This window comes from Pirellulales bacterium, from assembly GCA_019694455.1.
GTDB lineage: Bacteria > Planctomycetota > Planctomycetia > Pirellulales > JAEUIK01 > JAIBBY01.
On sequence record JAIBBY010000060.1, the window covers coordinates 1 to 20,579 of the forward strand.

The window sequence follows — 20,579 nt, forward strand, 5'->3', positions numbered from 1 at the left end:
GATCGCTTGGCTGCACAACTTCCGCCGACTCGTCGTCCGCTACGACTACTACAGCAACGTTTACCAAGCCTTTATCCTCTTGGCCTGCATCAACATCTGCTTACGCAAGTTTTGAAACCGGTTCTAGCAAGGAGCTGAAATGACAGCAACCGGCAGCCACCTTGTGGCTTTGCTCGTGGGCGTCGTCTCTATTGCAGTCGCAACTCCACAACGTGCAGATAGGCTCCAATACGGGTACAATACATTTGTGATTTTTCAGAATCCGATGCTAGGGCTATGGCACAACGGAGATGGGGATCTTCCGCCCGGAAAAATCATGCCGCCGAAACTGGACGTCACGACTAGCACAAACTGGGGCGGATATACATCCGAATGGCGAATCACAAATGGCAAACTGCTGCTACAATCAGTAAGCGGACACATCGATGGAAAGGAAATCAGGGACGATGCGCTCTTGCCCGGCAGGAAGTTTCCTGTCGTCGCCACTTGGTACACTGGAAAAATTCACCTTCCGGTTGGTGAGTGCAATGGCGACACGCAAGAGTACGAGTCGGTTATTGTCTTTGATATTGACAAGGGTATCGTGAAGTCAAAGTCCTACTTCCCATCTTTACGTCCTTCGCAGTCATGGAACGGGCTGTGATTGTAAAGGCATCAGCAGCGCACCCGCACAGCGCCGTCGACCACAGCGCCTACTAAAATCGTTGCTGGTCTGCCAACGCCCTCTAAAATAATGCTTCGCCTATTCCCATGGCTTTTTGGGACTGGCCGGCGGCCTAGTTTGTCAATGGTGATTAATTGTGCATAGCCCTCCCTCCGGGGTGCTATCGCGCGTGTCGCGCTAACCGCGAGCGCCGCCATAAATCAGGGTCATCACCTCGGAGCGGCTGGAGAGATTGGACCGGAAAAGGCCGCGCATCGAGGAGGTGACGCAGAGACTGCCCGGCTTGCGAATGCCACGGACGGTCATGCAGGTATGGGTGGCCTCGATGACTACTGCCACCCCTTTGACCTGGAGTTCTTGTTCCAAGAGGTCGGCGATGGTCTCGGTCATGCGCTCTTGGACCTGGGGTCGCTTGGAGACTACCTCAACCACGCGGGCCAACTTGCTCAGGCCCACCACGCGGCCGTTGGGGACATAGCCGATATGCGCGTGTCCCATAAATGGGAGCAGATGATGCTCGCAAGTGCTGTTGAAGCTGATGTCGCGCACCAGCACCACTTCGTCATATTTCTCAGTAAAGAATTTTTGCAGATGCTCGCGCGGGTCTTGATGCAGCCCGGCAAAGACCTCGGCGTACATGCGCGCGACGCGGGCCGGCGTTTCGCGCAGCCCCTCGCGATCGGGATCTTCGCCGACGGCGGCCAGAATCTCGCGCACGGCGCGTTGAATCCTCGGCAGGTCGACCGGAGAAGTCGGCGACGGGGGCGTATCGCCCGCCTCGTCGTCGAGGCTGCCATTGTCCACGGATCGGAATCGCTCGGTTGAACTCATTGCGGACCTGGAAAGTCTTTCTGGGAAAGGCCGCGACCTGCGCGCCGCGCGGCACGGTCGCTCTGCCAGCCACCTCCACTTTAGCCGCCTGGCTTGGGCCGACAACCCGCCCGCAAGTTGACTGGGGACCAAAACAGGCGTGGCTAACCCTTGGCGCCGCGCCGCGAGCCGCGCGGTTCGCATACGCTCAATGAACAACTGCCTGGACGACGCCTGTCAATTGAGACTGAAATCGGGCGGAAACTTGTCGCCGTCCATCGTGTTGGTGGCGGCAAAGCGCTCGAGCAACGACACGGCGCGGGCGTCGACTCTGGGCTCGGCAAGCAGGGCCAGCTTGTCTTCCAGGGTCATGGGCGCGGCGTACGCAAACAGATCGGTGAGCGTGCCCAGCGGCAGACTTTCGGTAATGGCGCTTTGCACACCCGCCGCGACTTCTCCCTGCCGGCTGAGAAACCGTTGGAAAGCGTCGAGCAGCATGCGCGCTAGCCGATCGCGGGCCCCCGCCAGTTCGATGGCGTATTCATCCTCGATCAACTCCACGCGCGCCTCACGATATAGCTTGTCTGATGGCTGCTCTTGCACCAAACGAAAGCGCCGCACACCGGCGAGCAAAAGATTGAAACGGCCGTCGTCGAGTTTCGCGCTTGTCATGACGCGTCCCAGGCAGCCGACAGGATGGACGGGGGGCCGGCCTTCGTAATCGGCTTGCCAACCCGGCGCCAAGACGGCCAGGGCAATGAGCCGGTCGTCGGCCAGCGCGTCGGTCATCAACTCTCGATAGCGCGGCTCGAAGACGTGCAGCGGTTGCAGCACATGCGGAAACAGGACCAGGTTCGGCAGCGGAAACAAGCGGACCTTGCCCGAGAACTTTGACTCGTCGAAATCCTCGGCGGGCATCATGGACATGGACCGGCTCCTGACAGTTGCGCGCGGCCAGCGACTATTGGTGGGTGGGTTCGAGATGAATCTCGGGAATCAATTCGGGATCGATTTCGATGCGGGGGAATTCTTCGGTGGAGGCGGCGACGTGTTCGAAGCAGCGATCCATCTTGGCGATAAACTCATCGACATCGAGTCCTTCGAACCAGGGGCCAAAGACCACCAGGTAGCGGCGATAGCTCTCGTTGAGTTTGCGGGCGCCGCGAATATTGCCGTTGCCGAAATGATGCAAGGCGACGGCGGCCTGGATGAGCCCTTGATAGAACTTGCGCCCCGGGCCGTGGTAATCGGTCCACAACTCTTCCCAGGCCTCATGCGCCTCGAAGAACTCGCAATCGTTGAAGTAGGCGATGCCTTTGAGATAGAGGGGATCGTAGTCGGACATTTGGGGAATTCCATGATGTAAGCAAACGGCGAGAGACATTATAGCGGAGCGCGGAGTTGCGGCGCGGCAGAGATCTGCTTGCAAGAGCGGCAGCGCCGGACCGCGGCGCCGCCAAACGATCTGGAGCGGCGCGACTGGTTCTACGAACACGCCAACGCCGGTAGAATCTGACCGGGAGCGACAGGAAACCGAATCAGCGGGAGCGGCTGGCCATGGGTTATTCGATCGTGATTTTTGGCGCGTCGGGGGATTTGACGAGCCGCAAGCTGATTCCGGCGCTGTACAAGTTGTTTGCTCAAGGGCGGCTGCCGGCCGACACGCGGATTGTGGGCTTCTCGCGCACCGAATACTCGCACGACGCCTGGCGCGCCGAGCTAGGCCAGTCGACGGCGAAGTATCTGGCCGACGCGTTCGACGCGGCGAAGTGGCAGGCGTTTGCGGGACAGCTTTATTACTTTGCGGGAGACATCGGCCACGAACAAGATTTTTCGCGGCTGGGGGAGTTCTTGAAGCAAAACGAGTCGGCGGACACCACGCGGGTGTATTACCTGGCGACGGCGCCGCGCTTCTTTGAGCCGGCGATCGAGGCGTTAGGCGTCAGCGGCCTGGCGAAGCCGCGCGACGCATCGCGGCGGATCGTGGTCGAAAAGCCGTTTGGGACCGACGCGGCCAGCGCCAGCCGGTTGAACGGAGCGCTGCATCAGGAGTTTGGCGAGCGGCAGATTTATCGCATCGATCACTACCTGGGCAAAGAGACGGTGCAGAACATTTTGGTGTTTCGCTTTGCCAACGCGATCTTCGAGCCAGTCTGGAACCGCAACTTCATCGACCATGTACAGATCACCGCGGCGGAGGAAGTGAAAGTCGGGCGGCGGGCGGGATACTACGACACCGCCGGCGTGATGCGCGACATGTTCCAGAATCACTTGTTGCAACTGCTGACTACCACGGCGATGGAGGCGCCGGCGCGCATTTCGGCCGATCTGGTGCGCAACGAGAAGGTGAAGGTCTTAGAGGCGATTCGGCCGATGACGGCCGAAGAAGTGGCGACGCGCACCATGCGCGGCCAATACGATGGCTATCTGGCCGAGCCGCAGGTGAAGCCCAACAGCCAAACGGCCACGTTCGCCGCGGTGGAGTTGGCGATCGACAATTGGCGCTGGCAGGGGGTGCCGTTTTATTTGCGCAGCGGCAAGGCCATGTCGTGCCGCACCACGCAGATCGTCATTCAGTTTCGGCAGCCGCCACATCAGATGTTCGACGGCGCGAAGAAGCGCCATCATGAGGCCAACCGGCTGGTGATCCATATTCAACCCGCCGAAGGGATGCAGCTTTACTTTCAGACGAAGGTGCCCAACAGCGATATGCAGATGCGGCTGACTCAGTTAGATTTTCGCTTCGACAGCGCGTTTGGAGGGGAGATGCCCGACGCTTACGAACGCTTGCTGCTCGACGTGCTGGCAAGCGATCAGAGCCTGTTTGCGCGGAGTGATGAAGTGGAATTGGCGTGGGGCATCGTCGACCCGATCCTGGCCGCCTGGCAACAACAGCATTTGCCGCCAGTGGAGACGTACGAGCCGGGGTTGTGGGGGCCACTGGGGGGACAAGCATGGATGGCCGAGCGCGGTCGGGAGTGGCTCGATGTCTGTCCGGTGCTCAAGCGGAGCGCGGCCAGCGTCCACGAAGCGGAATAGAATGAAGGTTTCCGACCGCGCGCAGGGGCCAAGTATGCACGCCGTGATGATGAGCGGACGATGAACGATCGAGAATCCAACATGGCGACCGCCGATTGCGGCCCGACGCAAGGCATTTTGAGTAACGCCACCGAGAGCGCGCCATACCGGTTGGCGCCGCTGCGCATTGGCAACTTAAGCATTGGCTTTCCGATCGTGCAGGCGGCGCTATCGGGCTATAGCGATCGGGCGATGCGGTTGATCGCGCGGCGGCACGGGGCGGATTACACGTTGTGCGAGGTGATGGTCGACAAACTGGTGGTGGAGGCCAAGAAGAAAGGGCTGAAGCGGCTGGAAGTGGTCGCCGAGGAACACCCGGTGGCGGGCCAACTGATGGGCGCCGAGCCAAGCCAGTTTGGCGAGGCAGCGCTGCGATTGGCGACGGCGGGCTTTGACGTGATCGACATCAACTTTGGCTGTCCGGTGCGCAAAGTGCTGGGTCGCTGCCGAGGGGGCTTTCTGTTGAGCGAGCCGGCGACGGCGCTGGAGATTGTGTCGCGCGTGCGCGATGTGTTGCCGGCCGCGATTCCGGTGACGGTGAAGATGCGGCGCGGCATCGACGACAGCGCGGCGAGCCGCGACAAGTTTTACACGATCTTCGACGGCGCGTTTGCCCGCGGGGTGGCGGCGATCACGGTGCATGGGCGCACCGTGGAGCAGCGCTATATCGGCCCGAGTCGGTGGTCGTTTTTGAGCGAGGTGAAGCGGCACGCGGGCGCGCGCGTGGTGCTGGGGAGCGGGGATTTGTTCGCGGCGCAAGACTGCCTCGACATGATGCGTGAGACGGGCGTGGATGGCGTCACGGCGGCGCGGGGAGCGATTGGCAACCCGTGGATCTTTGCGCAGGCGCGAGCGCTGGCAGCGGGCTTGCCGCTGCCGCCGCCCCCCACCGTGTGGGAGCAGCGCGACGTAATTGCCGAGCATTACTCGATCGCCGACGAGTTGTATGGCGCCGATAAATGCGGACGCATGATGCGGAAGTTTGGCATCAAATACGCGCGCTTGCATCCGCAGTATCGCGAGGTGCGCGCGGCGTTCATCTCGGTGCGCGGCGCGGGGGAATGGCGCACCGTGCTCGACCGCTGGTACGCGGAAGATGGTCCGGGTGTGAATCGACCGGCCGACGCCGAAGTCGACGCGGACAAGTTCGAGTCCTGCGAGGTCTAACAGACCGATTGCGGATCGCGCGTGCTGAGCGGAGCCGAACCACGCGGACCGTGTACTGTGTGCTTGGCTGCGATTTCGCGCCGGCAGAATACCTATCTCTCGGCCGGGACTTGCGCATTTTGGCACGCATTTCGCACCGCTGGAGTGTGTATTGGTCATGCACACACGAAACCGCGCGACGCAGCCGAGTTCAGGCGTTTCGGGCCGCGCGCCGAGGTTGTAGCCAAGAACTGGGTCGCCAGGGAGAGTTGGCAATCGGCTTTGGGCGCTGACTCGGCGAAGCGAAGCCGCGGAATCACTGACGAGGAGAGATGACGATGACCACGCATGCCACGCCCGCGCCGCAGAGCGCGAACACCGAGCTTCCGATTCGAGTGGGTATCTTCTCCACGATTGCGGACGCGGATCGCGCCGTGAGCGGACTGCTCACGGCGGGATATCATCGCGACCAGATTACGGTGATTTCTTCCGATGCGCGCAAGGAGGCTCCGTTTCACGAGTTTGAACATCAAGACGAAGCGGGCGCGCACACGGCGGCCGCTGCGACGGCTGGCGGGGTGATTGGCGCGGCGCTCGGTGGATTTGTCGTGCTGGCGGGCGTCGCCGCCACCGGGGGCATTGCGCTGTTGGCCGCCGGCGGCGTGGCTGCCTGGACGGGCGGCATTGTGGGGGGGCTGATCGGCGCGATGATGACGCGGGGCATCGAGAGAGAACTGGCGGATTACTATGACCAGGCCGTGGCGCAGGGGCGCATCCTAGTGGCCGCCGAGGTGACGGAAGACCATCCGGGGCCGCCGCTGGCGATCGCGCAGCAGGTGCTGGAAGAGGCCGGCGCCGAGCCGGTGGCGTTGCGGGAGAGTTAATCCAGCACATGCGTGGCGAGGCCAGACCCGGCCACGCCACGCGAGGCATCGCGCGAGTCAATGCGCGGTTGAAAACTCCACGGAGTCGGATTCGATCTCAGCATCTTCGTCGACGGTTACGACCTGGTCGATGCTGATGCGGAGCAGCCGGATCTTGTTGCGCAGACTGCCGCGGGTGATGCCGAGGATTTTAGCCGCCCACGACTGATTGCCGCCGGTGTGGCGCAGCACGCGGGTGATGACGGCGCGCTCCATGAGGGCGAGCGTTTCGGAGTAGAGGTCTTCGGAGCCGGAGTGCAGACGTTCGTCGACAAAGCGCTCGAGCGTCGAAGCGCTCGATGCTTCGCGGTGATCGCTAGACGCGGCGCTGGCTCGTCCACCGGCGCGGACCTCGGGAGGCAGGAACTCGGCGAGCAGGACGGGTCCGGTGGTTTGCAGCAAGGCCTGCTTGAGCACGCTTTGCAGTTCGCGAATATTGCCGGGCCAACGATACTCGATGAGCGTCTCGAGCGCGGCGGGGGCAATCTCGCGCACGTCGCGTCCGAGTTCTTGATTGAAGCTGCGAAGAAAGTGATGCAGCAGAACGGAGATGTCCTCTGGCCGCTCGCGGAGCGGCGGCAACTTGATGGCAAAGCCGTTCAGACGATAGTAGAGGTCGGCGCGAAACTCGCTGCGATCGACCATCTTCTCGAGATCTCGATTGGTCGCGGCGATGATCCGCACGTCGGTTTGAATCGTCTCATTGCCGCCGACGCGCTCGAATCGCTGCTCCTGCAACACGCGGAGCAACTTGCTTTGCACCAGCGGCGTCATGTCGCCCACTTCGTCGAGAAACAGAGTGCCGCCGTTGCACTGCTCGAACTTGCCGATCCGGCGACTATCGGCGCCGGTGAACGAGCCTTTTTCGTGGCCAAACAGTTCGCTTTCCAGCAACGACTCGGGAATCGCGGCGCAATTGACCGCCAGAAACCGGCCCGAGGCGCGCGGACCGTGCTGGTAGATGGCGCGCGCGATCAACTCCTTGCCGGTGCCGCTTTCGCCGCGAATCAGCACGGTGACATTCTGCGGCGCTACGCGGCCAATCGCCTTGTACACGTCTTGCATCGCCAGGCAGCGACCGACCATGTGATCGCCGTCGGGCACGACCGCGTCGCCGGGCGAACCGACGCCGACCGGCACATTCATGAAGCGGCGAATTTGAAACGCCTGCGACATCAACTCGCGGACGCGGACAAAATCTAGCGGCTTGAGCAGATAGTCGAAGGCGCCGAGTTTCATCGCCTCGATGGCGGTGTCGCTGGTGCCGCCCGCCGTGATGAAAATCACTGGTACTTTGGAATCGCGGGCCTGGATGCGCTGAAAGGTGTCGAGGCCGTCGGCATCGGGCAACATGATGTCGAGAATGACGGCGTCGGGGTGGCACTGGACGACGCGATCGACGCCAGCGGCGGCGTTGCCGGCGGTGAGGACGCGCACATCGGTGCCTTCAAAGATACGACTGAAAATACGCTGGACGGCTGTGTCGTCGTCAATGACCAATACGGACGGCATACATTCTTCTCCTGCTCCGCTCGCGTTTCCCCCTGGGGAAGCGGGCGGCGAACTCTAGCTGGCGACTTGCAAACTGTCCGCGATTTCGGCGGGGCCAAAAAAAAGCCCCCTGCGAGCTTCGAGTGCGCTCGAGGGGGCTGCCATAGCCGAATTGGTTCGGGACTCGCGTCAGTCTATGAGAGGGAGCTGGCTGCTGTCAAACCAGCAGTGCGCGGGTTGGAATCTTTCTCTCTGGTAGGCAACGAGTTGCGATGTTCAACCAGTTGGCGACTGCGCGTTATTAATTGGTGTCGCCCGCAGTGGCCGAACTGCCGCCGGCGCTGCCGCCGGCGCCGGGTAGGCGCGGGGTGGGTTGCGAGGCCTGATAGCCGCGAAGCACGTTGTCTGTGTACTCGCCCGACATCGTGGGCCGGCGGCGAATGGTTTCTTCGACTTGCACCATGCCAGCCTCTGGCAAGCGCTGGGCCACGAATTTTTGGACTTCGCGAATACGGTCCTCGGTGGCGGGACCTTCCCACACGCGCTCGACGAAGATGGTGCGGTTTTGTTCTGGCGAGTTGATGAGAATATCGGCGACCTTGAGGCGACCGGTTTCAGAGAGCTGAGCCTTGTCGTGTTCGAAATGATCGTCGGTGAGGGTGTTTTGCTCTTGCCAGCCCTGCGCCACCATGACCTCGAACGGCGCGCGGCAGGCGGCTCGATCGGGAGCGATGTATGGCTCTGGCCAAATGTTGTTCATATGCCAGGCGTGATGGCACTCGGCCTTCCAGGCTTCGAATTTGAGCTTGGCGCGGCGCGACCAATCGCTGGCAGCGGCGGAATGCGTCGACAGCAGGCCGAAGGTGATCAGCAACGTGAGTGGGAGAAAGACTCGCATTTTGCTTACCCGATGAACTACTCGATCCCCTGTAGCGCGCGGCGGCTGGCGCATGCGCTAAATGGCGCCACAATCGGATATCGGCCATGCGGCGCGGCAGTCTGGTGCTAGCACTGGCGCGCTAGGCGCAGTTTGCCTGACTGGCAAACTCGCGGCGAGCTTTTCAGTAGGCGCCCCAGGGCAAACGCCGGTTCAGGAGCCGCTCATCATGGGGAACATGTCGCGAACAATGGTGATCGCGGCCGGGCCGACCAGGATCACGAAAATGCCCGGAAAGATGAACAGCACCAGCGGGAAGATCAGTTTGACGGCGGTTTTGGCGGCTTTTTCCTCGGCCAATTGGCGGCGCCGGGTGCGCATCGAATCGCTTTGGACCCGCAGCGCCTGGGCGATGCTCGAACCGAACTTGTCGGCTTGAATCAAAATGGCCGCCAGCGAGCGCAGATCGTCGACGCCGGTGCGCACGCCGAGTTCGTGAAGCACCTCGGAGCGGGCACGCCCCATTTGCAACTGGAAGTTGCAGAGCGACAGCTCCTCGCAAATCACGGGGGCGTTGCCCTTCATTTCCTCGCTTACCTTGCGCATGGCCTGGTCGAGCCCCAAGCCGGCTTCAACGCACACCACGAGCAGGTCGAGACAGTCCGGAAGACCGAGAAAGATGGCCTGTTGGCGGCTCCTGCGAACCAGAAAGGTGATCAGATCGGGCAGGTAGAAGCAGAGCCCGGCGATCACGATCGAGCTGGTCATGCTGCGTTGAGTGACGCCGAGACTGGCGACCATGATCGAGCTGCCGAACACGAGGCCGCCGATCAGGCCGGCGAACTTGAGGCCGAGGTAGACGCTGGCGGCGGACTCGCCGCGGAATCCGGCGGCGCTCAGCTTGGCTTTGAGTTTGCCGACTTCCAATTCGTTCTTGGGCTGGAGCGGCTTGGCGAGCGCGGGGCTGGCCTTCTCCAAGAGTTTGGTCATCTTGTCGGCGCGCTTGCCTTCTTCACCGCGCTTGCGCGATTGCGGATGCTTGATCTCATCCAAGCGTTCAGAGGCGCGCGAGCGGCCGGACGCCAGCATGTCGAGCACTCCCCAGGCGACGGCGGCAAACAAGCCAAACACCGCGAAGGGGACCAACGATTCGAAATTGATAAGCGAGGCCAGTATCACGGCATCACACCTTGATGTTGACGATTTTGCGAATGACCAGCGCGCCGAGCAATTGCATCACAATGGCGACCGCCAGCATCTTTTTGCCCATAGGATCGGTGAACAGGGCCATGATGTACTCGCGATTCAAGCGGAAGACCGCGACGAACAAGAGCGGCGGCAAGGCCAAGAGGACGACGCCCGACAAGCGACCTTCGCCGGTGAGGGCCTGCACCTGTCCCCAGATTTTGAAGCGTTCGCGGATGAGGCTGCCAATCTTATCGAGGATTTCGGCGAGATCGCCGCCGGTCTGGCGCTGCAGGATCACCGCGGTGGCAAAGAACTTGAGATCGAGATTCGGAATGCGGTCGGTGAGATTGGAAAGCGCTTCGTCCAGGGGAATGCCGAGGTTCTGCTCTTCGAACACGCGACCGAGTTCGGTGCCGATGGGCGCGGGCATTTCTTCCTGCACCAGGTTGAAACCGGCGGACAAACTATGGCCGGCGCGCAGGGCGCGGCTGATGAGTTCCAAGGCGTCGGGAAGCTGAGTGGCGAACATCTTGAGCCGCTTGGAACGGCGATACATGAGCCAGACCAACGGCATCACCGACAACCCCAGTGCGGCGGGCACGACGGCGATCAAGCCGCCCAAGGCCATGGCGGCCAGCGCGCCGGCGGCGGCCAGACCGCCGGAGATGACGAAGAACTGCAAGGGGGTCATCTTGGTGTCGGCCTGCTCGAAGAGCAATTTGAGCCGAGCGAAGCGCTTGACCAAGGATTGAAAAAAGTCTTCGCCCCCATCCATCGGCTCGGCCAACAGGGTGGGTTTGGGCTTGTTGTCCTTGCCGGGCAACATGCCATTGCCCATCAAGAGGGCCAGGCGGTCTTCGACCTTGTTGTCGTTTTTGTCGCGGAGGAGCACGGCCACCGCGACAATGAGCGCGGCCACGCCGACAAAGACGCAGATGGAAATGAGCATGGGACTCATGAGTCGACTCTCGCTGTTGCGGCAAATCGTGCGGTGGAGGCTGTTTAGTCTTCCATCATGACGCGTTGGCGGAAGGCGCTGGCGGGTAGACGGACGCCGGCGCTCTCCAGTCGGTCCATGAACGTGGGTCGGATGCCAGTGGAGACAAACCGCCCGCGGGCCCGACCCGATTCGTCGATGCCGGACTGGTCGAAGTGGTAAATGTCTTGCATGACGATGGTGTCTTGCTCCATGCCCACCACCTCGGTGATGTGGGTGATTTTGCGCGAGCCGCCTTGGAGACGGTTGGCCTGGATAATGAGGTCGACAGCGCTGGCGATTTGCTGACGCATGGCTTTGAGCGGCAACTCAAAGCCGGCCATCATGATCATGGTTTCGACGCGAGCGATGCCGTCGCGCGGCGTATTGGCGTGGATCGTGGTGAGCGAGCCTTCGTGACCGGTGTTCATGGCCTGGAGCATGTCGAGCGTTTCGGCGCCGCGACATTCGCCGATGATGATGCGTTCGGGCCGCATACGCAGGGCGTTTTTCACCAGGTCGGTGGCGGTGACGGCGCCCTTGCCTTCGATGTTTGGCGGGCGCGTTTCTAGCCGCACCACGTGATCTTGCTGCAATTGGAGTTCGGCGGCGTCCTCGATGGTGACGATACGCTCGGTATTGGGAATGAAGCTGGAAAGCGTGTTGAGCAGGGTCGTCTTACCGGAGCCGGTACCGCCCGAGATGATCATGTTGAGCCGGGCTTTGATGCAGCCTTCGAGCAGCATCACCATCTCCGGCGTGAAGGCTTTGTAGTTGAGCAAGTCTTCGAGCTTAAGCGGGTTAGCGCCAAAGCGGCGAATGGAGACCGAGGCGCCGTCGAGCGCCAGCGGCGGAATGATCGCGTTCACGCGGGAGCCGTCGGGGAGCCGCGCGTCGACCATGGGGCAGACTTCGTCGACGCGCCGGCCGACCTTGGACACAATGCGATCGATGATCTGCATCAGGTGATTGTTGTCGCGAAACTGCACGGCCGTCTTTTCCAACTTGCCGCGCCGTTCGACATAGATGTTCTTGGGACCATTGATCAGGATGTCGCTAATCGTGCTGTCTTTGAGCAATAACTCCAAGGGTCCCAGGCCAAAGGTCTCGTCGAGCACTTCGTCGATCAACCGCTCGCGTTCCGAGCGATTGAGCAATGTGTCTTGACTGTCGCAGAGGTGTTCGACGACCAAGCGAATCTCGCGCCGCAACACGTCGCCGGCCAAGTCGCCGACTTTGGACAGATCGAGCTTGTCGACCAGTTTGCTGTGGATCCCGCGTTTGAGATCTTCAAACTCGTTTTCCGAGGCCTTGTCGGTGGTTCGTCCGGAGGGAGCCAACATCTTGGCCATGGCGGTCGCTCAGCAGTGGGAGGGGGTCGAGGGCATGGTCTGGGCGGCGGCCAGCGCAGGGCGCGGTCGCAGATCGCCCGGACACTGAAAGCATAGGTCACGCCTGGCGCGCGTCGCGGAAAGTCAACAGCCCGAAAAATCGGGCGATCCGCTGGCCACGGTTCGATTTACGACCGCGGGACGCCGTTATGGCGACTTGGCGGGGGGCGTCGCGGCGCCAGCCGCTTTGGCGGTCCAAAGTCCGCCCAACAACTTGGAGAGGCCGGTCTTGTTGACGTCGACGGGTTCGTCGGCGCTCACTTCCTTGCCAGACAGCAGGTCGGCCAGTTGCAGAACGGATTGAGTGATTTTCGCTTTGGGCGCCTGTTCGATAAGCGGCACGCCGTTGTTGCGCACCTCGACCATGGTGCGGTAGTCGTTGGGCAGCTTCCAGAAGATCTCTCGGCCGATGGTGTCTTGCGCCTTCTTCAGGCTGATGTGGCCCGCCTCTAGCCCAAAGCGATTCACCACGATCTTCACCTTGTCGTGCACGCCTTCCAGTTCGACGAACGACGTCATCAAGCGCACCACGTTGCGCAGGCAGGGCAAGTCGAGTTGCGTCACGACCATCACATGATCGGCCATTTGCATGGCCATGCGGTCGATGGGGCTATATGCCTTCGACAGGTCGAGCAACAGGTGCGTGAAGGTGGCCTTCAGCAATCCAATGACGCGCTTGAGGTCTTCTGGCGTGATGAGCGCGGCGTCTTCCATTTGCACGGGACGCGGCAGCAAGAACAGCCCGGACGAATGCTTGGTGAGCGAACGCTTCAACAGGGAAAAGTCGAGCCGTTCGACATTCTGCGCGACGTCGAAGAGCGTGTAATCGGGGATGGCATCGAGGAAGACGTCGGCGTCGCCGAGGGCGAGATCGAGGTCGACCAGCACCACGGAGTGATTTGGGTTTTGGGCGAGCGTACAGCCCAGGTTGACGCCGAGGCTGGTGCTGCCAACGCCGCCGGTGGCGCCGGCCAGGGCGATCACCTGGCAGCCGCGTGTGGCGCCGCCGCTCTTGCTCACGCGTTGGCTGCTGATGCGCTCCAGCGCAGCAACGAGGTCATCGAGGCGCACGGGATGGGCCAAGAACTCCTTGGCGCCGGCGCGCATGGCCTGCAGGATCAAACTGGAATCGGTGGATGAGCTGATCACCAACACGCTGCACTGCGGATGCTCGCGCGTCAGGCGGCTAACTAATTGCAGCGCCTTCTCGGGCGCATGATCGATGGCGACGATGCCGATGTCGGGCTTGGTTTGGCCAACGACGTCGGCGAAGAACTCATAGCGCGAACATTCCGCCTCCAGCCAAACAGAATCCATGCCCAACAGCGTGGCCTTGATGGCGTTGCGCGTGGAGTCGACCGGATCGGCGATGGCGAGGCGAAGAATGTTCTTCATGGTGGCGGGCCGTGGGGCGGGGCGCCGTCGGCATTGTCGCGCGCCAGGGGCGGCACGGATTGGGACGGATACTCAACGATAGGGCGCGATTGGACGCTTGCCGCTGAGCGCCGCTGAAAAATCGATACGCGGGTCCGATCAATTGTCCGCAGCGGCCCCCGAAGGTCCGATCAGCCCGGGCGGGTTGGACTGACTATACGGCCTGCGCGACGTTTGCTGTTGGCCGCCGGGAACCGCAGGCGATTTGAAGCGAACTTCGCTCTCGGCCGCGGTGGCTGGTCGCCGCGGCGCCTGTGTGGGTTGCGCCGGACGAGAGTTAGCGACGCCGGCGATTGCCGGACCGGAAAGTTGCGCGCCCAGCGGTTGGCGACGGCTCGATGCGGGAAGCACGCGCGGGGCCGCCGTTGGCGCCACGTTGCCAGCGGGCGAAGCAGGGAACGGTTTCAACTGGTCGGTCGCGAACGGGCGAGTTTCCACCGGCCGACGAGCGGCGGCGCTGGGAGGCGGCGGAACTGGCGCGGCCGGACTCCGTGGCGTGGCTTGTGGAGCAGGTATCGGCTCGGCGGGGGTGGGCCGACCTGGCGCGGGGCCAATCAGCTCATGCTCGTCGATGATGGTAGCGCCCGCGGGAAGCCCCGCGCCCCCTTCCATTGTGCCGGCGCCCATGCTCATGCCGCCGCCACCATGGAACAAGTCGTCGCCGTTGGCCTGGCAGTTTGGGCAATCGCCGCCACCGCTGCCTTCGCCATTGCAGGGCACTTCGATGCGACCCTGACACCAGAGTTGGCAATGGTTGGGAGAGCAGGTGGCCAGCCCCGGACCGCCCGGCGGAACCTCGTGGCACTCCATGGCCTCGACAAATTGCGGCGTGACCATGATGAGGGTTTCGATTTCCTGCACTTGCTCGCGTGTCACGCGGAAGATGGCGCCGGCATAGGGGATGTCGCTAAGCCAGGGGAGGCCGCGTTTTTGGGCTTCGGTACGCTGCTGCACAAGGCCCGCGATGGCCAGCGTTTCGCCGGCGCGCATCTCGACGCCCGTCTCGACTTCTCGCACGCGCAAACCCGGGACGGTAGTGCCGTTGATGGTGACGCTACGCGTGGGATCGACCTCGGAAACGCGGGGCCGCACTTCGAGCCGAATGCGGTTGTTTCCGAGCACAATCGGCACAAAGTCGAGTTGCGTGCCGAACTTCTTGTATTGAATCGAGACCGTGCCCAGGCTTTGCGGGACCAAGATCGGGAACTCGCCGCCAACATTGAAGAAGGCGGGCCGTCCGCTGACGCAGACCAGATTGGGCTCGGCGACGATCTTGAGCAGATCGTTCTGGCGGAGGGCCTGGAGCAGACCATCGATGCGGCTGGCGCCTTGAAAAACGCCGAGGGCCAAGGTTTGGCCGCCGCTGGCGGCGATGGTTTGCGTTTGCGAGCTGGCCGCTTGAATCAAACCGCTCACACCCGAGGCGATAATGGAGTTGCCGCCGAAAACGGCCCAGTCGATACCCAACTGGCGCAGATCGGTGCGGGAGACTTCCATCACGCGGACATAGAGCAAGATTTGTTGCACACCGCCGACGCGCACCTGATTGAGCACCTTGGGGTGATAGTCCTGGGCGATTTCGGTGATTTTGGTGATTTCGTCCGGGTTATCCACATAGCCGGTGATGAGCACGCTGTTGGCCAGCGGGATGACCTGCAGCGCGGCCTTGGGGAATTGCGACTTGAGCAGCAGCGTCAACTCTTGCGCGTCGGCGAAGACCACCACATCGACGGTGTAGACCTGGTTGTCTTCGTCCCACAGATTGACTTGGGTGACGCCGGGTTTCTTGGCGGCGATTTGAATCTTGTTGGCGGAGAGCGGCGTGACCGCGACGATCTCCGGGTTGCTCACCTGGGCCTGCGGAATCTTCTTGTCCATGACCAAGTGACGGCTGGTGTTCACAACCATGTCGACGCGGTCGTGAGTTTGCGTCACCTTATGGACGATCGAAGGGAGCTCGAGCGTTTGAGCTCGCGAGGGGCTGGCGACGAGGGCAAGCGCCAGCGCGGCGTAGAGAGGCAGGCCAAAGCCAGCCCGGCAGGGGCGGAAATTAAACATCCGTGAACTTCCTTGCGTGTTCCGTTTTTCTCGATCTCCCATCCGTGCCGCTTGCGGGGCGGCTGCCAGTTCTCAGTTCCGCCAAGCGTGCGGCACTGCGAACTGGTGGGAGATGCGAGGGCTTGTGGTCTTCTTAATTATTGCCCATGTTTTCGTCTGCGGCGGAAGTTTTTTCTGCTCCTTGATCCTCGGCGTCCGACTCGGCTGCGCCCCCGTCTTCGGACTCCGACTCAGGCTCGTTCCATTCGCCGCTATCTGGGGCCTGGTCGACAGCTTCGGCATCGCCGTCGGCCGGGGCATCTAGCGGCAGCGGTCCGGCCGCCGGCATCGCATCAACCGAATCGATGTCGGTGATCGATGTTGGCGGTCGCGTAGCATCGGCAAACTGCACCTCATGCGCCTTATCGGCTTCGATGAGAAGCATGCGCCATGAATCGCCCAGCGGCGCCTGCACTACGGGTTCGACTGGTGGCGCCGGTTTGTCCTTGTTTAACAAGGCGTTCAGATCGTCGGTCGCTTGCTGCTCCTCATGCTCGCGGTCGCCGTGATTGGCGATGCCGAGCAACATGCTCTGGTCGGCGCCCGGCGTGTCGGGATGCTCGTCGTCGTCGACGCTGCGCATGACCAGGCGGATGACACCTTGTTCGGTGGCGTGCGTTACTAACTCGGCTTGCTCCGGCGTGACCAACAGCGAAACGGTCCGCGCGGCGACATTGGCATCGGCCTCCGCGTTGTTGTGAAACAGGTCGTTGACGGCGAAGACCTTGATGTCTTGCAGGAGCGTGATGGTGCGGGTTTCGGTGATGCCGCCACCGGGATTCGCGCGGAGATGCACCAGCACGTCGACGCGATCGCCGGGCTTGATCAGACTGTTGGCGGCGCTCACGTCGTCGACCTTGACCGCGACGACGCGATATCCCTTGGGAATGAACTGGGCGGCCGAGGCCGTTTCGTCATCCACGCCCATCAACTTGGCTTCGAGAATGGGCTCGCCGGTGAACAGTTTGACGCGGGTGCGACGGTTTTTAAGGGTGTCGAGCGACGAGATCGCGCCCGGCGGCAATTTGTCCTTGGGCCAATTCTCCAACTTGACCGACTCGGGCGGAACAATTTCGCCCATGCCGACGTCGGCCATCGCCACGATGATCGGCACGGTGTCGATGTGGGCGGCCGCAGGCAGGTTGCGGTTGGCCAGCAATTGATTGATGCCAATGGCGGCAACCGAGCCGCAGCCCAGCGCCAAGGCGAAGAGGACCAGCGTTTTTGGACGCATCTAACTTCTCCAGGCCAGCTCAGAGCGAAGTGGGTCGCGCCCGCTCGGAGCGCCATTTCGAACGGTAGTAATGATTAAATTGCGCGATGCTGGCTTGCGGTCGCAGCGGCGCAAGTTGCCTTTACGCTAACGATATTGGCGATGTCACTTGGATCACTTGATTCAAACCAGCCGGGACGGCAACCGCGTTGAAACTGAAATAAGTGGCCGACGCCGGACTCGGCCGGGTTATGTCGATTTCGCGTATTGGATGCCGGACTCGAAACCGAAGCCGGGCGCGAACGGACGAGCGCCAGGTCGGCGCCGAGAACGCCTGGCCGGCGAACCTCGCGCCGGGCGTTGTCACGCGCTTGCAGGAGTCTGGGCATGCGACCGAGCTCGAACGCTGCGAAGGTCAACAAGAACACGACGGGCGCAACGATCGCAAACTTGACGATCGATGCACGCCGTCGTTGTTTTCGGCACGCTTGGAAGGGGTTCTCTAACCGGCCGAGTCGGGTCGTTAGAGTCTGACTGGTTCGCCTGGATACAACCGCGCGGCCGCTGGCAGCGCGATGCTGGCGGCTCATAGCAGCATTCCCATCCAGGCAAAATAGCTGATGGCGCCGATGGCAATCGGAATGCCATAGGGGAGCAAGAGCATGCTCGGTTTGCGCTCGGCGGCGATGGCCGCCAGTTGGTTGGGATCTCGGATGGTGACTATCTCGTTCAAGATCACCAGGAATTGATCGCGATGGCGAGCGATGCCGCGCGTCCAGACGATCATGCCGACCGCGATGACGGCGCCGACCACGGCGGAGACGCAGAAGGCCTGAAAAGTGACGGTTCCCCAGACCCAAGCGCCGACGCCGGCGAGCAGTTTGACATCTCCCGCGCCCATGCCGCCAATGGCGTAGGCCGGCAGCAACAAGCCCAGGCCGACGGCGGTGCCGCAGAGGCTCCAGCCCAATCCGGCCCAGCCATAGAACAGGACGCTATAGAGCCAGCCCGAGATAATCATGGGAAAGGTGAGCCAATTGGGGACTTTGAGCTTGTAGCCGTCGATGACCGCGGCGACCACCAGGACGACGCTCACCACCCAGACGTGCCAGTTTTCGGCCAGGCCTCTTGCCAACGTCTCGCAACCGCTCATCGCATGCTCCTCGGAACTGCCAGGTAAGTTGAGTTTTTGAAATGTAGGTCGCGCCGGCCGACTCAGGCGCGGGATTGCAACAGAAAACCGATCAGAGCGACCACGGCGGTAACGATCCAGATCAGCGACTGGCCGGCGGCGGCCAGCATGTCGGCGGAGTGGATAGGAAACATCAGGCGCCTCGCTGTGTTGCTTTCGCGCGCCGCCAGTCCGCAAGCGCAATTGACCCCTCGAGACCAGGACAGCCTCGAGGGGCCATGGATTGCGATGCCTAGGTCGGCGCCGAAATCGACCCGGTGAACACTAGCTCGAAGCGGCCAGCGAAGCGGCGACGTTCGAGAAGGTGTTGCGGGCGTTGGTGCCGACGGAGCTAATGGCCGTCAAGCAGACAATGATGATCAAGGCGAGCATCACGGCGTACTCGACCGCAGTCGGGCCGTCTTCAGAAACGAGGAACTGGTGCAGTTTCTTAGCGAGCAGACTCATTGCATCCTCCATTCCTGTGGTCCCGAGAGCGCCGTCTGACTCGCAAGTCGCGTGCTCGGTCCACTTAAGTTAAACAGTGAGTTCCGCCAGGCGCGTCGCCGCGTCGCGGCGGTGGCCTGCCAGGTGACCTGTCGGAACTCGGTTTGTGTTTGCAACGTGCCCGTCCTCGTCCTCCGTACCACGCGCGCGTGAGCGAGCGTGGGCCGAGGTGGCTGTCTGCCGGCAGCGGCTTGCGCAGCTAATGGCCTACATCCCTTCGGCAACCAGGCTTCCATCCGGCTTGTCGCCGTGTGGTCCTTGGCTTTGCGTGCCGGCCTTGCGACCGGTTTGCCTTTTTCGAGGATGAGGGAGGCGGCAGGCCGTACGGCGTGGTTAGCGCCGCAGGCGGTCCCGCGACCGCGCTCATCGAGAGTTGAATGTCTCCATCCGACTCTCTCATGGCAAACCTAGGTCGAGTGCCGTCCGTGTCAAATCGCGTGGAGCGAATTTTTCAGGAATTCCTCAAGCCGCTGACCGACCTGATTTATATACCTGCACGGTGCGCGTTTTGGCGCGAAGTTTCCAGATGGCGCGGCGCTGTGACAGCACCAAGCGCTGCAACCGATTCTTTTACGCGCGGGCGCCGCGCCGTGCCCCGGACGGCACGATTCTGTATATTGATAGAGAAGCAAAGCAACTTGCCCCCTGCGCGCTGCGCCGTGACACGACGCGGACGCCCCGGGCCCATTTTTCGGCGGTCGCCATGACTTGGCAGGAATCCGCGCTCGATTGTTTGAGCACGTCGGCCGGGCACGCTTATCGCCCCGGCACGCCGAACGCCACCGAACCGACCGCGCTGGCCGCCTTGGCGCTGACGGCGCATGGCCGTGAGGGGGAGGTCGAGCGAGCGCTGGGTTGGTTGCGCCAGCAGCAGAACGCCGACGGCAGCCTGGGGGTGACCGAGACGCAGGACGCGCCATGTTGGCCCACCAGCCTGGCGGTGTTGGCCTGGCACACGGCGCGGGGCACGCACCCGCGCAGCGCGACGCACTTTGGCGGAGCGCTGCGCCGGGGAACGCAGTGGCTTGTGGAACAGCGCGGCGAAGCGCTCGATCGCACACCGATCTTGGGCCACGATCCGACGATTGTGGGTTGGCCGTGGGTGGCGGGAACTCACTCCTGGCTGGAGCCCACCGCATGGGCGGTGTTGGCGCTGCGCGCCACGGGAAATGAAGGGCACCAGCGCACGCAAGACGGCATGCGACTGTTGATCGACCGCTTGCTGCCGACCGGGGGCGCCAATTATGGCAACACCTTTGTGTTGGGACAGAAGCTGCGCCCGCAGTTGGAGCCGACGGGCCTGGCGCTGTTGGCATTAGCCGGGCAACACGACCCGGCGGGGCGCATTGAGGGGTCTTGCGGATTCTTGACGCGCAGCATGGACACGGCGACGCCGGCGATTTCTCTGAGCTACGCGCTACTGGGATTGGCGGCGCAGGAGGTTCGCCCCACGAACGCCGATGAGTTGTTGGCGGCTGCCGCATCGCGCACGCGCAGCGACGAGCCCTTGAAGTGGGCGCTGTTGCTACTGGCGGCGCTTGGCGACGACTGCCCGCTGCTGCCAAATCGAACTGAAGCAGTGAGGGAAACGTGAGTCACGGCAACGAGCCTCG

The 20,579-nt window shown here is 62.3% G+C and carries 18 protein-coding genes and 1 riboswitch; of the genes, 5 read left to right on the forward strand and 13 right to left on the reverse strand.

Annotation, left to right across the window (positions count from 1 at the left end):
* The first annotated feature begins 139 nt into the window (after positions 1 to 139).
* Positions 140 to 643, forward strand: a complete 504-nt coding sequence (locus K1X71_18255; GenBank protein MBX7075089.1) for a hypothetical protein — start codon at positions 140 to 142, stop codon at positions 641 to 643.
* 198 nt (positions 644 to 841) lie between these two features.
* On the opposite strand, the gene folE is transcribed toward K1X71_18255, so the two are convergent.
* From folE to K1X71_18270, 3 genes are all read right to left on the reverse strand, one after another.
* On the reverse strand, positions 842 to 1,495 hold the full coding sequence (gene folE / locus K1X71_18260; protein ID MBX7075090.1) for a GTP cyclohydrolase I FolE: 654 nt from the start codon (positions 1,493 to 1,495) through the stop codon (positions 842 to 844).
* Between the two features lie 216 nt (positions 1,496 to 1,711).
* Positions 1,712 to 2,401: an LON peptidase substrate-binding domain-containing protein gene (locus K1X71_18265; GenBank protein MBX7075091.1), complete on the reverse strand. Its 690-nt coding sequence runs from the start codon at positions 2,399 to 2,401 to the stop codon at positions 1,712 to 1,714.
* Positions 2,402 to 2,435: 34 nt separating this feature from the next.
* On the reverse strand, positions 2,436 to 2,819 hold the full coding sequence (locus tag K1X71_18270; GenBank protein ID MBX7075092.1) for a DUF309 domain-containing protein: 384 nt from the start codon (positions 2,817 to 2,819) through the stop codon (positions 2,436 to 2,438).
* A gap of 212 nt (positions 2,820 to 3,031) precedes the next feature.
* Between K1X71_18270 and zwf the strand changes: the two genes are divergently transcribed.
* The 3 genes from zwf (at position 3,032) to K1X71_18285 (ending at position 6,582) form a co-directional block, all read left to right on the forward strand.
* Positions 3,032 to 4,513: a glucose-6-phosphate dehydrogenase gene (gene zwf / locus K1X71_18275; protein ID MBX7075093.1), complete on the forward strand. Its 1,482-nt coding sequence runs from the start codon at positions 3,032 to 3,034 to the stop codon at positions 4,511 to 4,513.
* Positions 4,514 to 4,594: 81 nt separating this feature from the next.
* Positions 4,595 to 5,719 carry a tRNA-dihydrouridine synthase family protein gene (locus tag K1X71_18280; protein ID MBX7075094.1) on the forward strand — a complete coding sequence of 375 codons (1,125 nt, stop codon included), beginning with the start codon at positions 4,595 to 4,597 and terminating at the stop codon, positions 5,717 to 5,719.
* A gap of 317 nt (positions 5,720 to 6,036) precedes the next feature.
* Entirely contained in the window at positions 6,037 to 6,582 is a 546-nt protein-coding gene (locus K1X71_18285; protein MBX7075095.1) for a general stress protein, read from the forward strand.
* A 57-nt stretch (positions 6,583 to 6,639) separates the two neighbouring features.
* Here K1X71_18285 and K1X71_18290 read toward each other — a convergent pair whose 3' ends face one another.
* The 10 genes from K1X71_18290 to K1X71_18335 all read right to left on the reverse strand — a co-directional run bounded on the left by K1X71_18290 (position 6,640) and on the right by K1X71_18335 (position 18,927).
* Positions 6,640 to 8,133 carry a sigma-54 dependent transcriptional regulator gene (locus K1X71_18290; protein ID MBX7075096.1) on the reverse strand — a complete coding sequence of 498 codons (1,494 nt, stop codon included), beginning with the start codon at positions 8,131 to 8,133 and terminating at the stop codon, positions 6,640 to 6,642.
* A 280-nt stretch (positions 8,134 to 8,413) separates the two neighbouring features.
* On the reverse strand, positions 8,414 to 9,010 hold the full coding sequence (locus K1X71_18295; protein ID MBX7075097.1) for a hypothetical protein: 597 nt from the start codon (positions 9,008 to 9,010) through the stop codon (positions 8,414 to 8,416).
* Positions 9,011 to 9,202: 192 nt separating this feature from the next.
* The gene (locus tag K1X71_18300) at positions 9,203 to 10,078 is read right to left on the reverse strand and encodes a type II secretion system F family protein (protein ID MBX7075098.1); all 876 of its coding nucleotides are present in this window, start codon (positions 10,076 to 10,078) and stop codon (positions 9,203 to 9,205) included.
* Between the two features lie 94 nt (positions 10,079 to 10,172).
* Complete coding sequence (locus K1X71_18305; protein ID MBX7075099.1) at positions 10,173 to 11,135, reverse strand: type II secretion system F family protein; 963 nt, start codon at positions 11,133 to 11,135, stop codon at positions 10,173 to 10,175.
* A 44-nt stretch (positions 11,136 to 11,179) separates the two neighbouring features.
* Positions 11,180 to 12,496, reverse strand: coding sequence for a CpaF family protein (locus K1X71_18310; protein ID MBX7075100.1), 1,317 nt, complete (start codon positions 12,494 to 12,496; stop codon positions 11,180 to 11,182).
* 195 nt (positions 12,497 to 12,691) lie between these two features.
* Positions 12,692 to 13,939: a pilus assembly protein CpaE gene (locus tag K1X71_18315; protein MBX7075101.1), complete on the reverse strand. Its 1,248-nt coding sequence runs from the start codon at positions 13,937 to 13,939 to the stop codon at positions 12,692 to 12,694.
* A gap of 138 nt (positions 13,940 to 14,077) precedes the next feature.
* Positions 14,078 to 16,036 (reverse strand): pilus assembly protein N-terminal domain-containing protein, encoded by a 1,959-nt coding sequence (locus tag K1X71_18320; protein MBX7075102.1) that lies wholly within the window; start codon positions 16,034 to 16,036, stop codon positions 14,078 to 14,080.
* A 133-nt stretch (positions 16,037 to 16,169) separates the two neighbouring features.
* Complete coding sequence (gene cpaB, locus K1X71_18325; GenBank protein ID MBX7075103.1) at positions 16,170 to 17,309, reverse strand: Flp pilus assembly protein CpaB; 1,140 nt, start codon at positions 17,307 to 17,309, stop codon at positions 16,170 to 16,172.
* Between the two features lie 565 nt (positions 17,310 to 17,874).
* Positions 17,875 to 18,441 carry an A24 family peptidase gene (locus K1X71_18330; GenBank protein ID MBX7075104.1) on the reverse strand — a complete coding sequence of 189 codons (567 nt, stop codon included), beginning with the start codon at positions 18,439 to 18,441 and terminating at the stop codon, positions 17,875 to 17,877.
* A gap of 303 nt (positions 18,442 to 18,744) precedes the next feature.
* A complete protein-coding gene (locus tag K1X71_18335) occupies positions 18,745 to 18,927 on the reverse strand; it encodes a Flp family type IVb pilin (GenBank protein MBX7075105.1) in 183 nt (60 codons plus the stop codon).
* A 255-nt stretch (positions 18,928 to 19,182) separates the two neighbouring features.
* Positions 19,183 to 19,269, reverse strand: a riboswitch (cyclic di-GMP riboswitch).
* A gap of 400 nt (positions 19,270 to 19,669) precedes the next feature.
* On the opposite strand from K1X71_18335, the gene K1X71_18340 reads away from it, so the two are divergent.
* The gene (locus tag K1X71_18340; protein ID MBX7075106.1) at positions 19,670 to 20,560 is read left to right on the forward strand and encodes a hypothetical protein; all 891 of its coding nucleotides are present in this window, start codon (positions 19,670 to 19,672) and stop codon (positions 20,558 to 20,560) included.
* The last annotated feature ends 19 nt before the right edge of the window (positions 20,561 to 20,579 follow it).

Bases quoted from the DNA above. Each gene is read 5' to 3' on its own strand.
- K1X71_18255 (MBX7075089.1), top strand. From the start codon at position 140: ATGACAGCAACCGGCAGCCACCTTGTGGCTTTGCTCGTGGGCGTCGTC.
- folE (MBX7075090.1), bottom strand. From the start codon at position 1,495: ATGAGTTCAACCGAGCGATTCCGATCCGTGGACAATGGCAGCCTCGAC.
- K1X71_18265 (MBX7075091.1), bottom strand. From the start codon at position 2,401: ATGTCCATGATGCCCGCCGAGGATTTCGACGAGTCAAAGTTCTCGGGC.
- K1X71_18270 (MBX7075092.1), bottom strand. From the start codon at position 2,819: ATGTCCGACTACGATCCCCTCTATCTCAAAGGCATCGCCTACTTCAAC.
- zwf (MBX7075093.1), top strand. From the start codon at position 3,032: ATGGGTTATTCGATCGTGATTTTTGGCGCGTCGGGGGATTTGACGAGC.
- K1X71_18280 (MBX7075094.1), top strand. From the start codon at position 4,595: ATGGCGACCGCCGATTGCGGCCCGACGCAAGGCATTTTGAGTAACGCC.
- K1X71_18285 (MBX7075095.1), top strand. From the start codon at position 6,037: ATGACCACGCATGCCACGCCCGCGCCGCAGAGCGCGAACACCGAGCTT.
- K1X71_18290 (MBX7075096.1), bottom strand. From the start codon at position 8,133: ATGCCGTCCGTATTGGTCATTGACGACGACACAGCCGTCCAGCGTATT.
- K1X71_18295 (MBX7075097.1), bottom strand. From the start codon at position 9,010: ATGCGAGTCTTTCTCCCACTCACGTTGCTGATCACCTTCGGCCTGCTG.
- K1X71_18300 (MBX7075098.1), bottom strand. From the start codon at position 10,078: ATGCTGGCGTCCGGCCGCTCGCGCGCCTCTGAACGCTTGGATGAGATC.
- K1X71_18305 (MBX7075099.1), bottom strand. From the start codon at position 11,135: ATGAGTCCCATGCTCATTTCCATCTGCGTCTTTGTCGGCGTGGCCGCG.
- K1X71_18310 (MBX7075100.1), bottom strand. From the start codon at position 12,496: ATGTTGGCTCCCTCCGGACGAACCACCGACAAGGCCTCGGAAAACGAG.
- K1X71_18315 (MBX7075101.1), bottom strand. From the start codon at position 13,939: ATGAAGAACATTCTTCGCCTCGCCATCGCCGATCCGGTCGACTCCACG.
- K1X71_18320 (MBX7075102.1), bottom strand. From the start codon at position 16,036: ATGTTTAATTTCCGCCCCTGCCGGGCTGGCTTTGGCCTGCCTCTCTAC.
- cpaB (MBX7075103.1), bottom strand. From the start codon at position 17,309: ATGCGTCCAAAAACGCTGGTCCTCTTCGCCTTGGCGCTGGGCTGCGGC.
- K1X71_18330 (MBX7075104.1), bottom strand. From the start codon at position 18,441: ATGAGCGGTTGCGAGACGTTGGCAAGAGGCCTGGCCGAAAACTGGCAC.
- K1X71_18335 (MBX7075105.1), bottom strand. From the start codon at position 18,927: ATGAGTCTGCTCGCTAAGAAACTGCACCAGTTCCTCGTTTCTGAAGAC.
- K1X71_18340 (MBX7075106.1), top strand. From the start codon at position 19,670: ATGACTTGGCAGGAATCCGCGCTCGATTGTTTGAGCACGTCGGCCGGG.